This window comes from Roseateles sp. GW821-FHT03B02, from assembly GCF_059421025.1.
Genome location: NZ_JBWKUV010000003.1, coordinates 460,903 through 475,645 on the forward strand (window position 1 = coordinate 460,903; position 14,743 = coordinate 475,645).

The 14,743-nt window shown below is 70.8% G+C and carries 11 protein-coding genes, 1 pseudogene and 1 riboswitch; of the genes and pseudogenes, 7 read left to right on the plus strand and 5 right to left on the minus strand.

The features are described 5' to 3' along the window. Window positions 1-16: 16 nt before the first annotated feature. Genes AC07VX_RS11935 through AC07VX_RS11945 form a run of 3 tightly spaced genes read left to right on the plus strand, consistent with a single transcriptional unit; the run spans window position 17 to window position 3,325 of the window. Complete coding sequence (locus AC07VX_RS11935; protein ID WP_493164946.1) at window positions 17-1,348, plus strand: hypothetical protein; 1,332 nt, start codon at window positions 17-19, stop codon at window positions 1,346-1,348. Then, window positions 1,345-3,087, plus strand: a complete 1,743-nt coding sequence (locus tag AC07VX_RS11940) for an MORN repeat-containing protein (protein ID WP_493164947.1) — start codon at window positions 1,345-1,347, stop codon at window positions 3,085-3,087. Before AC07VX_RS11935 ends, AC07VX_RS11940 begins: the two co-directional genes overlap by 4 nt. 49 nt (window positions 3,088-3,136) lie before the next feature. Then, on the plus strand, window positions 3,137-3,325 hold the full coding sequence (locus tag AC07VX_RS11945) for a hypothetical protein (RefSeq protein WP_493164948.1): 189 nt from the start codon (window positions 3,137-3,139) through the stop codon (window positions 3,323-3,325). Window positions 3,326-3,336: 11 nt separating this feature from the next. Here AC07VX_RS11945 and AC07VX_RS11950 read toward each other — a convergent pair whose 3' ends face one another. The 4 genes from AC07VX_RS11950 to AC07VX_RS11965 all read right to left on the minus strand — a co-directional run bounded on the left by AC07VX_RS11950 (window position 3,337) and on the right by AC07VX_RS11965 (window position 7,831). Beyond that, on the minus strand, window positions 3,337-4,194 hold the full coding sequence (locus AC07VX_RS11950; RefSeq protein ID WP_493164949.1) for a hypothetical protein: 858 nt from the start codon (window positions 4,192-4,194) through the stop codon (window positions 3,337-3,339). Window positions 4,195-4,222: 28 nt separating this feature from the next. Beyond that, on the minus strand, window positions 4,223-4,798 hold the full coding sequence (gene metW / locus AC07VX_RS11955) for a methionine biosynthesis protein MetW (protein ID WP_493164950.1): 576 nt from the start codon (window positions 4,796-4,798) through the stop codon (window positions 4,223-4,225). Then, window positions 4,795-5,970, minus strand: coding sequence for a homoserine O-succinyltransferase MetX (metX, locus tag AC07VX_RS11960; protein ID WP_493164951.1), 1,176 nt, complete (start codon window positions 5,968-5,970; stop codon window positions 4,795-4,797). Before metX ends, metW begins: the two co-directional genes overlap by 4 nt. A gap of 43 nt (window positions 5,971-6,013) precedes the next feature. Then, window positions 6,014-6,089, minus strand: a riboswitch (SAM riboswitch). A 167-nt stretch (window positions 6,090-6,256) separates the two neighbouring features. Continuing rightward, window positions 6,257-7,831: a methyl-accepting chemotaxis protein gene (locus AC07VX_RS11965; RefSeq protein WP_493164952.1), complete on the minus strand. Its 1,575-nt coding sequence runs from the start codon at window positions 7,829-7,831 to the stop codon at window positions 6,257-6,259. Window positions 7,832-8,017: 186 nt separating this feature from the next. Here AC07VX_RS11965 and AC07VX_RS11970 point away from each other — a divergent pair, with 186 nt between their 5' ends. From AC07VX_RS11970 to AC07VX_RS11980, 3 genes and pseudogenes are all read left to right on the plus strand, one after another. Beyond that, complete coding sequence (locus tag AC07VX_RS11970; protein WP_493164953.1) at window positions 8,018-8,959, plus strand: HlyD family secretion protein; 942 nt, start codon at window positions 8,018-8,020, stop codon at window positions 8,957-8,959. 71 nt (window positions 8,960-9,030) lie between these two features. Further along, window positions 9,031-9,780 (plus strand): annotated as a pseudogene (ccmA, locus tag AC07VX_RS11975) (heme ABC exporter ATP-binding protein CcmA); the annotation flags it as partial. 71 nt (window positions 9,781-9,851) lie between these two features. Continuing rightward, the gene (locus AC07VX_RS11980; protein WP_493164954.1) at window positions 9,852-10,979 is read left to right on the plus strand and encodes an ABC transporter permease; all 1,128 of its coding nucleotides are present in this window, start codon (window positions 9,852-9,854) and stop codon (window positions 10,977-10,979) included. On the opposite strand, the gene sppA is transcribed toward AC07VX_RS11980, so the two are convergent. Further along, the gene (gene sppA, locus AC07VX_RS11985; protein WP_493164955.1) at window positions 10,976-12,856 is read right to left on the minus strand and encodes a signal peptide peptidase SppA; all 1,881 of its coding nucleotides are present in this window, start codon (window positions 12,854-12,856) and stop codon (window positions 10,976-10,978) included. The two genes, AC07VX_RS11980 and sppA, sit on opposite strands and share 4 nt — an antisense overlap. A gap of 84 nt (window positions 12,857-12,940) precedes the next feature. On the opposite strand from sppA, the gene AC07VX_RS11990 reads away from it, so the two are divergent. Continuing rightward, window positions 12,941-14,593 (plus strand): FMN-binding glutamate synthase family protein, encoded by a 1,653-nt coding sequence (locus AC07VX_RS11990; RefSeq protein WP_493164956.1) that lies wholly within the window; start codon window positions 12,941-12,943, stop codon window positions 14,591-14,593. Window positions 14,594-14,743: the final 150 nt, after the last annotated feature.

The following is a 14,743-nucleotide window of genomic DNA, read 5'->3' on the forward strand; positions in this document are numbered from 1 at the left end:
TAGGCTCGGCGGCACGATGACTCGCCTGCTGCTGACGCTCCTGCTCGCCCTGCTGACCGGCTGTGCTTCCGGCCCCAAGTTCACCGTGGACGATGGCCGCCAGGTCGACGAGGCCCTGCTGGCCGGCATGCGCGCCTACGGTGCCGGCGAGCGCCTGATCCGCCCGGCCATCGCCCGCAGCGCCGCGCTGAAGGACAAGGACTGCGACAAGCAGTGGGAGCTGCCCTTCGCCGTGGCCACCAGCGCCGGCTGGAGCGAGAGCGACCGCGTCGCCTGGGTGCGCGCCCTGCAGGTGGACGAGCGCCTGACCGTCATCGCCGTGACGCAGGACTCGCCCCTGCCCATGGGTGCCCGCATCAACCACGTCGCCGGCCAGGCCAGCGACGACGGCGAGCGGCTGCTGGAATGGCTGGCCGAGGCGCGCGACAACGGCAAGCCCTTCACCGTCGGCGCGGCGGCCGCCAAGGCCGTGCACGTCAAGCCCTTCGAGGTTTGCCGCGGCTACACCCGCTTTGCGCCGCCCAACACGCCCCAGCTGCAGGACTACCACTGGCTGCTCAGCCTGCACCCGCTGGAGCTGACCCAGGCCGAGCCCACGCCCGACGAGGCGCTGTGGACCGTGCTGTGGACGCAGGGCCTCTCCGAGGAGGGCGGGGCGCGCATGAAGACCTACCACTACGCGCTCAAGATCGGCGGCACCCTCTACAACCTCGCCACGCTGGCCTCCGGCGTCAAGGCCGCGGCGCTGGCCGCCGACGCCGCCATCAGCGCGGCCAAGAGCGCCGCCGCCAGCGCCGCCAGCGAGTTCCTGAAGCAGCAGCTCATCGAGCAGGGCAAGGCGCTCGCGGCGCAAAAGATCCGCGAGGGCCTGGCCGATGCCGCCCAGCAGCTGACCCGCCAGCAGGTGCTCAACGTCATGCAGGCCGCCGCCGCCAACCGCGGCTCGCTGTCGGGCATCTCGCGCATCGCCGCCACCGCCTTCGAGCGCGCCGACGCCTGGGCGTTCACGCGCATGGCGGCGCTCGGCGCACCGCCGCTGGCGGGCTTCACGCTGCACCAGAAGCTGGTTGAGCGCAGCCTGGCGCAGAACGCCCTGCTGTTCGACGCCGACCGGCTGGCCGCGCTGAACAAGATCGCCGCCGCGCGCGGCTTCGAGGCCGAGGTCGTCGCCATCCTCGGCGGCTTCCGTGCCGATGCGCTGCTGGCCGAGATCGGCGCGATGCCGCTGGCCTCGGCCCAGAGCAGCTTCAGCTTCGACAGCCCCGACGACCCGGGCGCCGGCCGCTTCTCGCGCGGCCTCATCGACGCCATGCTGGAAATGCCCGCCGAGTCCGCCCGCAAGAAATGAAGTCCGCCATCGTCCTGCTGCTCCTCGCGGCCACCCTCGTCCAGGCGCAGACGCCACTCGAGCCCGCCGCCAGCGCCCCGGCCGAAGCGGCCTCGGCCCCGGATTCCGCCGCCTCCGCCCCCGCGGCGCCACCCGCCCCGCCGCCGCCGAGTTGCGCCCAGCTGACCAGCCGCGCCCTGTCAGCCGACCTGCGCGCCGCCACGGCCCAGTCGCAGAACCAGCCGCTGGAGGCCCTGGTCAAGCTGCAGGACGAGGCCGTCGCGCAGTGGGGCGCGGCCATCACCACTTGCGACGGCCGCGCCCGCGAGCGTGCCCAGCGCAACCTGGCCGACAGCCAGAAGACGCGCGACGCGCTGGCCGAGAAGCTGCAGGCCGGCAGCCAGTGCGAGACCGCCCACCGCGAGGCCGGCGCGCTGCAGGACCTGGCGCGCGCCGCCTTCGGCGAGCGCCGCTTTTCCGATGCCGCCAGCCTCTACCGCAAGGCCGAGGGCATGTGGGAGCTGGCCGCCGAGCAATGCACCGGCAGCCAGCAGCAGATCGCCCAGCGCCGCCATGACCAGAGCGAGATCGACGGCCACAACGCCGAGTTCTGCGCCCCGCCCTTCGAGCGCGCCCGCGAGTTCTCCGGCAAGCTGCGCAACAGCGGCGCCGCCCTGCCCCTGGCCGAGCGCCAGACCCAGAGCCAGATCGGCGAGACCCTGTGGCGCGAGACGGCCAAGCTCTGCAAGGGCAGCGCCCAGGAGCTGGCCCTGAACAACGCCCAGGCCCTGGCCCGCGAGCGCGGCACGCCCTGGGTGGCCACACCGCTGCCCGGCGCACCGGCGCCTGCCCCGGCACCGGCGCCGGTGGTGGCCCAGGCGCCCAAGCCCGGCACGCCAGCCGCCGCACCCGCGCTGGCCAAGCCTGCCGCCGGCCCGCCGCCTGCCGCGGCCGTGCCGCTGCGCCAGGCTGCCGCCACGCCCGTCGTGCCGCTGGCCGCGGCACCCACGCCGGCCCCGCCCCCCGAGCCCAAGCTCTTCGACCGCATCGCGGGCGACACCCGCTACGTCGGCCAGTTTGTGCGCAACGACGACGACACCGTCACCGGCACCGGCCGCGTCGAATGGAAGAACGGCGACGTCTACGAAGGGCCGCTGACGCACAGCCGGCGCGAAGGCGTCGGCGAGATCCGCTGGGCCACCGGCCAGCGCTACAAGGGCGACTGGGTGGCCGACCGCGCCACCGGCCGCGGCACCATGGTCTTCGCCAACGGCAACCACTTCGAGGGCACGCTGGTGGACGGCCAGCCCGAGGGCGAGGGCAAGCTGACCTATGCCTCAGGCGACGTATACAGCGGCCAGATCCGCCAGGGCCTGCCGCACGGCAGGGGCAGCTATGTCTGGATGAGCGGCCAGCGCTACGACGGCGAATGGGTCGACGACAAGCCCCAGGGCGTCGGCAAGATGCGCTTCTCCAACGGCAACCAGTACGAGGGCCAGATGGCCGCCGGCCTGCCCCAGGGTCGCGGCCGCATGGTCTTCCCGAGCGGCGATGTCTACGAAGGCCAGTTCGAGGCCGGCAAGGCCCACGGCGACGGCAAGTACGCTTGGAAGAGCGGCGAGCGCTACGAAGGCGCCTGGGCGCGCGGCCTCAAGCATGGCCAGGGCACGTTCTACTGGCCCAGCGGCGACCGCTGGGAAGGTGTCTTCAAGGAAGACGAGCGCACCGACGACGGGCAGGTCGTCCGCAAAGGCAGCTAGCCGCAAGCTGAGTCCGCTACGCTGTCGGCATCAACCGCAGGAAACCTCCATGAAAACCTTGTTCACCGCCGCCGCCCTCGCCATCGCCTTCGCTGCTCCCGCCGCCGAGGCCCGCGTGGCCAAGCACCACAGCGCCAGCCACGTCAGCAGCGGCGTGCAGGCCAAGGCCGCCACCAAGAAGACCACCAAGGCCAAGCACAAGAAGGTGGCCAAGAAGGGCCACAAGAAGTCCGCCTGAGCCGCCTCCGGCTAGGGCTTGAAGAAATAGCGCGGCGGGATGCCGCGCACCGTGTCGGTCAGCGTCGGGTTGCCGATGCGCAGCACCCGCCGCTCGGCCAGCCGGGCCTGCTCGACCGCCGCCCGGTTGCCCGGATGGGCGTTGAACAAGGCCTCGAAGCTGCCATCGTCGAAGGCGGCCTGCAGCCCGGCGTGCAGGGCTTCGCGCAGCGCCTCGTTGCCGCGGCGCACGAACATCAGCCGCGCGAAGGGGTAGACGAGCACCAGCCGGCGCTCGACGGCGCATGCCGGCGCATCGGCCCGGTTGCGCTCCAGCAGGCCATAGACTTCGTTGAGCCCCAGCGGCAGGAAGTCGAAGCGGCCCGCGGCCAGCATCCGGAACAGGCCCGTCAGGCTGCCGGCCTGCTGCACGGTCAGGCCGGCGGCTTCGAGGGCCGGGATGTCGGCCCAGTCATGGCCCTGGCCGGCCTGGAAGCGGCGCAGGGTGGCGATGTCGGCCACGGCGTCGAAGTCGGGCTGGGACGCGGCGCGGATGACGAAGAGCCGCCAGCCGTTCAAGCCGCGGTCGATGGGAAAAGGCAGGGCGTGGAAGCGACGCTCGAAATCGGCGTTGCCGCCGAAGTCGACCATGTCGATCTCGCCCGCTTCGAGCTGCAGCCGGGCGCGCACATGGGTTGTCGGCGCCTCGGTCAGCGCGAGGCGAAAGGGCTGGCCGGATTTCTGCAGCGCCAGGCGCAGCACCTGGTAGCCCAGCGCCGAGTCGCCCAGGCCGTCGAGATTGGGGTAGACGACCCGCAGCGGCGCCGGCCCGCCCCCGCGCGCGGCCAGCGGCAGGGCGCCCAGGGTCAGCAGGAAGCGGGAGCGGCGCATGGCCGCACTATGCCGCCACCCTGCGCACTCACTCGCGTTCGAACTTGAACACCGCCACGCTGGCCAGCAGGTTGGGCAGGGTGCGCACGACCGCGCCGTTCTGCAGGCCGAAGGCGTCCAGGATCTTGAGCTGGTTCTTGCGTGCCAGCACGCCGAAGTCGGCGAAGGTACCGACGCGGATGTTGGGCGTGTCGTACCACTCGTAGGGCAGGGCGCGCGTGACCGGCATGCGGCCCAGCAGCACCTGCAGCCGGTTGGGCCAGTGGGCGAAGTTGGGGAAGCTGACGATGCCCATCTTGCCGACGCGCGCCGTCTCCTTGAGCATCTGCTCGGCATTGCGCAGATGCTGCAGCGTCTCCAGCTGCAGCACGACGTCGAAGCTCTGGTCCTCGAAGATGGACAAGCCCTCCTCCAGGTTGCGCTGGATGACGTTGACGCCACGCTTCACGCAGGCCAGCAGGTTGGCGTCGTCCAGCTCCACGCCGTAGCCGGTGCAGCCCCTGTGCTTGATGAGGTGCTCCAGCAGCTCGCCGGTGCCGCAGCCCAGGTCGAGCACGCGCGAGCCGGGCGGCACCAGGGCCGCAATCGCGGGATCGAAGCTCATACGGCCACCCCCTTGATCTGCAGGGGCCGGGCCGCCGGGCACAGGCTGCCGGCGATGCGCTCGAAATAGGCCCGCAGCACGCCGTGGTAGCGCGGGTCGTCGAGCAGGAAGGCATCGTGGCCGTGCGGCGCGTCGATCTCCGCATACGACACGTCCAGCCGGTTGTCGAGCAGGGCCTTGACGATCTCGCGCGAGCGCTGCGGCGAGAAACGCCAGTCGGTCGTGAAGCTGGCGATGAGGAACTTGGCGCGCGCCGAGGCGAAGGCACGCGTCAGGTCGCCGCCGTGCTCGGAGGCAGGGTCGAAGTAGTCCAGCGCCCGCGTGATGAGCAGATAGGTGTTGGCGTCGAAGTAGTCGCTGAACTTGTCGCCCTGGTAGCGCAGATAGCTCTCGATCTGGAACTCGATGTCCTGCGTGGAATAGCCCAGCGCACCGCCCTTGAGCTCGCGGCCGAACTTCTCGGCCATCACATCGTCGGACAGGTAGGTGATGTGGCCGATCATGCGCGCCACGCGCAGGCCGCGCTTGGGCACCACCCCATGGGCATAGAAGTGGCCGCCGTGGAAGTCGGGGTCGGTGACGATGGCGCGGCGCGCCACCTCATTGAAGGCGATGTTCTGCGCCGACAGGTTGGGCGCGGTGGCGATGGCAATGCAGTGGGCCACGCGCTCGGGGTAGCGCAGCGCCCAGTCCAGCGCCTGCATGCCGCCCAGCGAGCCGCCCAGCACGGCCGCCAGCCTCAGGATGCCGAAGCGCTCGACGACGCGGGCCTGGGCGTCCACCCAGTCCTGCACGGTGACGACGGGGAAGTCCGCCCCCCAGGCGCGGCCGGTCGCCGGGTTCACGTGCATGGGCCCGGTGGAGCCGAAGCAGGAGCCGAGGTTGTTGATGCCGATGACGAAGAACTTGTCGGTGTCCAGCGCCTTGCCGGGCCCGATGAGGTTGTCCCACCAACCTTCGCTTTTCGCCTGGCCGGCATAGGTACCGGCGACATGGTGGCTGGCGTTGAGCGCGTGGCAGACCAGCACCGCATTGCTGCGTTCGGCGTTTAGCTGGCCATAGGTCTCGACCATCAGGTCGTAGCTCGGCAGGCTGGCGCCGCTGCGCAGCGGCAGCGGCTCGTCGAAATGGAAACTCTGCGGCGACACGTCGCCGACGCTACGGCCCGTCATGGCCCTACTCCAAAAAACAAAACCGGCGCCACTGTTGCGGACGCCGGTTGGTTCGGAGTCCTGTTTAGCGGCATTTATAGAGCGCCCGCAATCCGGAACAAATCGGCGCTTTGTCGGACCGAAGTTTAGCTCAGGCCGGGTATTTCGGGCCGAGCGCCGGGCCGCCCCCAAACCGGCCCGCTCAGGCGATGTGCTTGCCGGTCAATCCGGCGAGCATCGCCGTCCCCTCGGGGGATCGGCCGGACTGGCCGCGCTCAGCAGGCCAGGCCGGGCAAGGGGCTCCGTCTCAGCCCTCGCGCTCATCGATGCGGAACTGCGCCACCGCTCCCGTCAGCAACAGCAGTTGCTGGCGCAGGCTGTCCGCAGCTGCCGCGGACTGCTCCACGAGGGCCGCGTTCTGCTGGGTCATGTGGTCGAGCTGGCTGACGGCGCCGTTAACCCGGCCGATACGCGCGCTCTGATCGGCCGCGCCGGTCGCCACCTCGCCGATCATGTCGCTGACCTTCTGCACGTTGTCGACGATTTCCTGCATCGTCAGGCCGGCATGCTGCACCAGCCGCGCACCGGCCTCGGTGCGCTCGACGCTGGCGGTGATGAGGGACTTGATCTCGCGCGCCGCACCGGCCGAGCGCTGGGCCAGGGCGCGCACCTCGCCGGCGACGACGGCAAAGCCCCGCCCCTGCTCGCCCGCCCGCGCCGCCTCCACGGCCGCGTTCAAGGCCAAGATGTTGGTCTGGAAGGCGATGCTGTCGATGAGGCCGACGATGTCGCCGATGCGCCGCGAGCTGGCGTTGATCTCGTCCATGGTCGTGACCACCTCGGACACCTCCTGGCCACCGCGGCGGGCCACGTCGGCGGCGCCGGCGGCCAGCTCGCGCGCCTTGCCGGCAGCGTCCGCGCCATGGCGCACGCCGCTGGTCAGGTCCTCCATCGAGCTGGTCGTCTGCTGCAGGCTGGAGGCCGCCTGCTCGGTGCGCCGGCTCAGGTCCTGGTTGCCGGAGGCGACCTCGCTGCTGGCCGTGTCGATGCTCAGGGCCGAGGTCTTCACCTGGCGCACCAGATCGCGCAGGCTGGTCTGCATCGAGTCCAGCGCCCGCAGCAGGTCGGAGGCCTCGTCGCGGCCGACGATGCGGATGCTGTTCTCCAGATCGCCCCCGGCAATCGACTGGGCCACCGTACCGGCATAGCGCATCGGGCTGGTGATGGTGGCGGAGTTGATCAGCGTCAGCGGCACGACAAGCAGCGCGACGATCAGCAGCACGATGGCGGAGCGCCAGGCGATGCGACGCATCTCGGCGTCAAACTCGGTCTCGGCCGCCTTGGCCTGCTGATCGATGAGGCCGGCAATCGTCTCCACGCGCTTCTCGATTTCGCGCATCGCCGCCTTGGGCCGGTTCAGCATGCGGTCGGCCACCTTGGCGGTGTCGAAGCCGCCGGCCTCGATCTGGTTGAGCACGGGCTGGGCACCGCTGCGGTAGTCCTGCAGGAACTTCAGCGCCTCAGTCGCGGCGGCCTTGTTGTCCTGCTGCTTGCCCTGCTGCAGCCCCTGCAGCGCGATCTCGAGGCGCTGGGCCGCGGCGCCCCAGCGCTCGCGGAACTGCTTGACCTGCTCGGGCGTCTCGTAGGCGATGACCATCTCCTTCTCCTCCAGCCTCACGTCGGCCAGGGCCTGGCGGATGGTGGCGAGGTTCTGCAGATCGCGCGTCGTGTGGGTGGTGACCTCGACGTTGAGTGCCATCAGCTGGCGTCCGCCCAGCAGGCCGGTCAGGCCCAGAGCCGCGAACATCAGCAGCACCATGGCGATGGCCCCGTGCATGCGAGTGCGGATCGTGAAACTGCGCATCCAGGTGGCGACATTCATGGACTTGTCTCCTTGCCGGACCGCTACTCGCGGTCTCCTCGTCGGCATGCTAATGAATCGATCAATGCTGGCAAGTGTGGTCAGGCCCTCATCAAACTCGGCTTCAATAATCACCCAACCCCCGCATCCCGGCCATGATGCGGATCAAGCCCTGCCGCCGCCGCCGGCCTCCGAGGAGTCGCGCCCATGAAATCCATCACGCTGGTGACCGCGGCCCTGCTGGCCGGCTGCAGCGACAGGCCGCCTGCAGGCTGGACGGGCTATGCCGAGGCCGAGCCGGTCTACATCGCGCCACCGGTGGCCGGGCGGCTGACGATGCTGGCCGTGCGCTCGGGCGAGGCCGTCGCTGCGGGCCAGGTGCTGTTCGAGCTCGACGCCACGCCCGAGCTCGCGGCCGACAGCGAAGCCGAGGCCCGCATGCAGGGTGCCATCGCCCAGGCCCGCGACGCCGACAAGGGCCGGCGCGCCCCCGAGGTGGCCGTCACCCGTGCCCAGCTGGACCAGGCCCGCGCCGCCGAGCGCCTGACCGGCACCGAGCTCGCGCGCCAGCAGCAACTGCTGGCCCAGGGCTTCATCGCCAAGGCCCGCATGGACGAGGCCGCGACGGCCCAGGCCCAGGCACGTGCCCGCGTCGCCGAGCTGGAGGCCGCGCTGGCAGTAGCCCATCTGCCCGCGCGCGAGGACGCCCGCAGCGCCGCGCGGGCGCTGGCCGACGCCGCCCGCAGCAGCCGCACGCAGACGGCCTGGCGCGTCGAGCAGAAGCGCCAGAGCGCGCCCGTCGCGGCGCGCGTGCAGGACATCTTCCTGCGCCCCGGCGAATGGGTGGGCGCTGGCCAGCCGGTGCTGGCCCTGCTGCCGCCGGCCGGCCGCAAGGCGCGCTTCTACGTGCCGCAGTCGGTAGTGGGCAGCCTGAAGCTGGACGCGCCGGTGAACCTGCGCTGCGACGGCTGCGGCGCCGCCATCCCGGCGCGCATCAGCTTCATCGCGGCCGGGCCGGAGTACACGCCGCCGGTCATCTACTCCAACCAGCAGCGCGACAAACTAGTCTTTCTCGTCGAGGCGCGGCCCGTGAAGGCCGAGGACGCGGAGCGGCTGCATCCGGGCCAGCCGCTGGACGTCAGGCCATGAACGCAAGCCCCTCGCCCGGTTCCGCCCCGCTGAACGCGGGCTCGCCCGGTCGGTCCCCCGAGGGGAGGGTGATGCCCGCGGCCTCGAGCCGCGAGCACATCGCCGACCGGGCCGGCTTGGGACGGCCCGGCGCTCGGCCCGAAAACGCGGCGGCGCTGGCTATTGACGTCAAGGGGCTGAGCAAATCCTACGGCGGCCGCCGCGTCGTCGACGGCGTCGACATGCAGGTCGCCGCCGGCCGCATCGTCGGCTTCCTCGGCCCCAACGGCAGCGGCAAGACGACCTCGCTGCGCATGCTCTGCGGCCTTCTGACGCCGGATGCCGGCGAGGGCCATGTGCTGGGCCTGGACTTCCGCCGCGAGGCCGCCGAGGTCAAGCGCCAGGTGGGCTACATGACGCAGAAGTTCGGCCTCTACGAAGACCTGTCGATCCGCGAGAACCTGGACTTCGTCGCGCGGCTGTTCTCCATGCCCCGTCGCCGCGCCGCCGTCGACGCCGCGCTGGAGCGCCTGGGCCTGGCCACGCGCCAGCAGCAGCTGGCCGGTGCGCTGTCCGGCGGCTGGAAGCAGCGCCTGGCCCTGGCCGCCTGCCTGCTGCACCGCCCCCGCCTGCTGCTTCTGGACGAGCCCACCGCCGGCGTCGACCCCAAGGCCCGGCGCGAGTTCTGGGACCAGATCCACCAGCTCGCCGGCGAGGGCATCACCGTGCTCGTCTCCACGCACTACATGGACGAGGCCGAGCGCTGCGACGAGCTGGTCTACATCGCCTACGGCCGTGTGCTGGCGCGCGGCACGGCGGCGGCCATCGTGCAGGCCGCGGGTGCCAGCGACCTCGAGGACGCCTTCGTGCGCCTCGTCGGCCAGGCCACCGACAACTTCAGCGAGGCCGCCTGATGCAGGCCCTGGCGCGCACCTTCGCCATCGCGCTGAAGGAAGTGCAGCAGATGCTGCGCGACAAGCTGACCTTCGCGATGGCGGTCGGCGTGCCCATCCTGCAGCTGGTGCTTTTCGGCTACGCGATCAACACCGACCCCAAGGGGCTGCCCACGGCCGTCGTGGCGCAGGACACGAGCCCGATGGCGCGCAGCTTCGTCGCGGCGCTGCAGACCAGTGGCTACTTCCGCGTCGTCGAGAGCGGCATCGCGGAAGCCCGTGGCGACGCACTGCTGCAGCGCGGCGACATCCAGTTCCTCGTCATCGTGCCGGCCGACTTCGGCGCCCGCATCGTGCGTGGCGAGAAGCCGGCCGTACTCATCGCCGCCGACGCGACCGACCCGTCCGCCTCCGGCAACGCCATCGCCGCGCTGGGCCAGCTGGGCCAGACCGCGCTGAACCGTGACCTGCGCGGCGCTCTGGCCGGGCGCGCGCCCCAGACACCGCCCTTCGAGGTGCGCATCCAGCGCCGCTACAACCCCGAGGGCCTGACCCGCTACAACATCGTGCCCGGGCTGGTGGGCACCATCCTGACGATGACCATGGTGATGCTGACGGCCCTGGCCATGACGCGCGAGCGCGAGCGCGGCACGATGGAGAACCTGCTGGCCACGCCGGTGCGTCCCATCGAGGTCATGGTGGGCAAGATCCTGCCCTATGTCGTGCTGGGCTATGTGCAGCTGGGCGTCATCCTGGGCGCGGCCTGGCTGCTGTTCAGCGTGCCCATGGTGGGCAGCGTGACGCTGCTGCTGGCCATGATCGGCGTCTTCATGCTGGCCAACCTGGGCGTGGGTTTCACGTTTTCGACGCTGGCCCGCAACCAGCTCCAGGCCCTGCAGCTGACCTTCTTCTTTTTCCTGCCGTCCATGCTGCTGTCGGGCTTCATGTTCCCCTTCCGCGGCATGCCGGTGTGGGCGCAGTGGCTGGGCGAGACGCTGCCGCTGACCCACTTCCTGCGCATCGTTCGCGGCGTCATGCTGAAGGGCTCGGGCGCGGCTGAGCTGGCGCCCGAGCTGTGGCCGATGCTGGCTTTCCTGGCAGTGGCCGGCGGCGTGGCGCTGCTGCGCTACCGCCAGACGCTGGACTAGGGCGCGCCGCAGAGGCAGTGAACGGCCGCGGCCTTGTCGAGCTGGCCGCGCGCCGCGACCCTGGACAGCTCCTTCAACACCGCAAGCTCCTCGACGACAGGCGCCGGCAAAGCATCCAGCCCCAGCGACTGCCCGACGGCCAGGGCCAGCGGCGGCGCCAGCACGTCGGTCAAAGAGGCGAGCAGGCGCTCGCCGCGGCTGAGGTCACGCTCAACGTAGGCCACGCGCGGCTTCTCACCGGCCTTCACCTCCAACCTGGCCAGCTGCACGGCTGCCTGCAGCGCGTCGTCGAAGCTGCCGGTCCGGTCGACCAGGCCGCGTTCCCTGGCCTGTGCGCCCGTCCAGATGCGCCCCTGGGCCACGCCGTCGATCTTCTCCGGGGTGCTCTTGCGCGCCTGCGCCGCGAGGCCGGTGAAGCGGGCGTAGATGTTCTCCACGCCGGCTTGCACCGCGGCCTGGTAGCGCGGGTCCAGCGGGCGGCGCGGGTCGTAGCCGCCGGCCAGCCAGGCGGTCGTGACGCCGCCGGTGTGCAGCGACAGCTTGTTCATCAGGCCCTCGGCCGTGGGCAGGATGCCGAACACGCCGATGCTGCCGGTGATGGTGCCGGCGTCGGCAATGACGGCGTCGCTGGCCATGGAGATCCAGTAGCCGCCCGAGGCCGCCACGTCACCCATCGAGACGACGACGGGCTTGCCGGCCTGGCGCGTCAGCTCCAGCTCGCGGCGCACGATCTCGGACGCGAAGGCGCTGCCGCCCGGCGAGTTCACGCGCAGCACGACGGCCTTGATGGCCTCGTCCTCGCGTGCCTTGCGGATCAAGCGGGCGGTGGAGTCGCCGCCGATGCGGCCCGGGCCGGCATCGCCGTCGACGATCTCGCCCTCGGCCACGACGATGCCCACGCCCGGCTGCAGCTTGTTCGGCGCGCTGCCCTCCTTCACATAGGCCAGGTACTGGGCCAGCGACACCTGGCGGAAGCTCTTGCTCTCCTCGTCCCTGGCGCCCTTGGCGATCAGCAGTTCGCGCATCTGGTCGCGCGTCTTCAGGCCGTCGACCAGCTTTGCCTGCAGGGCCATCTGGGCGGCGTCGCCCTTCACGGCGACGAGCAGCTGCGGGATCTGGTCGATGCTCCTGCCGATGCTGCCGGCCTCCAGCTTGCGCGCCGTCTCGACGGCGGTCGTGAAGCCGCTCCACAGCTCGCCGTAGACCAGGCCCTCGGCTTCCAGCGTCGCGGGGCTGGGGCCGTTGGCGGTGTAGGGCTCGGCAAAGCTCTTGTAGGTGCCGACCTTCATCACATGGGCCGTGACGCCCAGGCGGTCCAGCGCATCCTTGTAGTAGGTGCGCCAGCGGCCGAAGCCCTCCAGCATCACCAGGCCCATGGGGTGCAGATAGACCTCGCCGGCCTGAGCCGCAAGGTAGTAGCCGCGCTGGCTGTAGCTGTCGGCATAGGCCAGCACGGGCTTGCCGCTCTTCCTGAAGCGCTGCAGCGCGGCGCTGACCTCATGCAGGCCTGCCAGGCCGGCGCCGCTCAGGTCGTCCACGTCCAGCAGCACGGCGCTGATCTTGTCGTCCTTCGCAGCCTGGTCGAGCGCCGCCAGCACGTCGCGCAGCCGCGTCTGCTTGGGTGTGCCGCGGCCCTGGGCCTGGGCCAGCAGCTGCTCGCGCGGGCTGCCGGAGAACTGCTCGACGAGGCTGCCGTCGAGCTTGAGCACCAGCGTGGTCTTGTCGGCCAGGGGCTTGGGGCCGCGCGTCAGCAGGGCCGTCACGAAGACGACGACGAGCAGCAGCACGAAGAGATTCATCAGCGCACGGCGCGTGCCGTCGAGCAGCCACCAGGCCTTGGTGAACAACCAGCCGATGGCGGAGAACAGGGACTTCATGGGTGGCGACCTCGAGGGTTGATGCGGGCGATTGTGGAGGCCATCGGGCTTAGCATCCGTCGGTCACGTTTGTAAGGACTCTGCATGCTTGCCTGGCCCGGCTGGATGCGACGCATCAATGAGCACTTCCCGCTGCGCTACCTGACCTGGATGCTGTGCGGCCTGCTGGCGCTGTTCTTCGCCGTCGGCTGGATGGGCGGGCTCAGCGACGGCGTGCTGACCCTCGTCTTCCTAGCGCTGACGCTGCTGGGCCTGCGCGACGTGCGCCAGCAGCGCCACTCCATCCTGCGCAACTACCCCGTCATCGGGCATCTGCGCTTCCTGCTGGAGTTCATCCGCCCGGAGATCCGCCAGTACTTCCTGGAGGGCGACAACGACGCCGCACCCTTCTCGCGCGCGCAGCGCTCCATCGTCTACCAGCGCGCCAAGGGCGAGGCCGACCAGCGTCCATTCGGCACCCAGCTTGATGTAGGCGCGCGCGGCTACGAGTGGATCAACCATTCGCTGGCACCGACGCATCTGACCAGCCACGACTTCCGCATCACCATCGGCGCCGAGCGCGCCCAGCCCTACTCGGCCAGCGTCTTCAACATCTCGGCGATGAGCTTCGGCGCCCTCAGCGCCAACGCCATCCTGGCGCTGAACAAGGGCGCGAAGACGGGCGGCTTCGCCCACGACACCGGCGAGGGCTCGATCAGCGTGCACCACCGCGTGCATGGCGGCGACCTGATCTGGGAGATCGGCTCGGGCTACTTCGGCTGCCGCAACGACGACGGCTCGTTCAGCGCCGAGAGATTCGAGGCCGGTGCACGCGACCCGCAGGTCAAGATGATCGAGCTCAAGCTCAGCCAGGGCGCCAAGCCGGGCCACGGCGGCGTGCTGCCCGGCCCCAAGGTGACGGCCGAGATCGCCGCCGCGCGCGGCGTGCCGGTGGGCCAGGCCTGCATCTCGCCGGCCCGCCACAGCGCCTTCTCGACGCCCATCGAGATGATGCAGTTCATCGAGCGGCTGCGCACGCTGTCCGGCGGCAAGCCCACCGGCTTCAAGCTCTGCATCGGCCACCCCTGGGAATGGTTTGCCGTCTGCAAGGCCATGCTGGAGACCGGCATCACGCCGGACTTCATCGTCGTCGACGGCGCCGAGGGCGGCACGGGTGCTGCACCGCTGGAGTTCACCAACCACGTCGGCGCGCCGGTGCAGGAGGGGCTGCTGCTGGTCCACAACACGCTGATCGGCCTGAACCTGCGCGACAAGGTCAAGCTCGGCTGCGCCGGCAAAGTGACGACGGCCTTCGACATCGTGCGCCTGATGGCCCTGGGCGCCGACTGGTGCAACTCGGCGCGCGGCTTCATGTTCGCGCTGGGCTGCATCCAGGCCCAGGCCTGCCACACCGGCCACTGCCCGACCGGCGTGACGACGCAGGACCCGCACCGCCAGCGCGCCATCGTCGTGCCCGACAAGGCCCAGCGCGTCGCCAACTTCCACGAGGGCACGTTGAAGGCCTTGAAGGAACTGGTGGAGGCCGCCGGCCTGTGTCACCCGCAGGAGATCACGGCCCAGCACATCGTGCACCGGCTGGACAAGCACGAGGTGCGGCTGCTGGCCAACCTGCTGCCCTTCGTCGAGCCCGGCGCCGTGCTGCGCGGCGAACTCACGCACAACACCTTCCGCATCTACTGGCCGCTGGCCAGCGCCCACAGCTTCGCCCCCCAGGGCGCCATCGAGCGCACGCACTGAGGCAGGAACGAGAACAGCGCCTGCGCGCTGTTCGACGCCTGCCGAAGGACATGCGGCCTGCAAGCCGGATGGCATGAGGCGGCGCGCTTCGCCACTGACGCGCCCTGCCGACCTCCCCGCGGTACGCCAGCCGCCGCCAGGCCCGCGGCC

Excerpts from the sequence above, each read along its gene's own strand:
- AC07VX_RS11950 (WP_493164949.1), bottom strand. The coding sequence starts at position 4,194 with ATGCGCCGCTCCCGCTTCCTGCTGACCCTGGGCGCCCTGCCGCTGGCC.
- AC07VX_RS11980 (WP_493164954.1), top strand. The coding sequence starts at position 9,852 with ATGCAGGCCCTGGCGCGCACCTTCGCCATCGCGCTGAAGGAAGTGCAG.
- sppA (WP_493164955.1), bottom strand. The coding sequence starts at position 12,856 with ATGAAGTCCCTGTTCTCCGCCATCGGCTGGTTGTTCACCAAGGCCTGG.
- AC07VX_RS11935 (WP_493164946.1), top strand. The coding sequence starts at position 17 with ATGACTCGCCTGCTGCTGACGCTCCTGCTCGCCCTGCTGACCGGCTGT.
- metX (WP_493164951.1), bottom strand. The coding sequence starts at position 5,970 with ATGACGGGCCGTAGCGTCGGCGACGTGTCGCCGCAGAGTTTCCATTTC.
- AC07VX_RS11940 (WP_493164947.1), top strand. The coding sequence starts at position 1,345 with ATGAAGTCCGCCATCGTCCTGCTGCTCCTCGCGGCCACCCTCGTCCAG.
- AC07VX_RS11990 (WP_493164956.1), top strand. The coding sequence starts at position 12,941 with ATGCTTGCCTGGCCCGGCTGGATGCGACGCATCAATGAGCACTTCCCG.
- metW (WP_493164950.1), bottom strand. The coding sequence starts at position 4,798 with ATGAGCTTCGATCCCGCGATTGCGGCCCTGGTGCCGCCCGGCTCGCGC.
- AC07VX_RS11970 (WP_493164953.1), top strand. The coding sequence starts at position 8,018 with ATGAAATCCATCACGCTGGTGACCGCGGCCCTGCTGGCCGGCTGCAGC.
- AC07VX_RS11965 (WP_493164952.1), bottom strand. The coding sequence starts at position 7,831 with ATGAATGTCGCCACCTGGATGCGCAGTTTCACGATCCGCACTCGCATG.
- AC07VX_RS11945 (WP_493164948.1), top strand. The coding sequence starts at position 3,137 with ATGAAAACCTTGTTCACCGCCGCCGCCCTCGCCATCGCCTTCGCTGCT.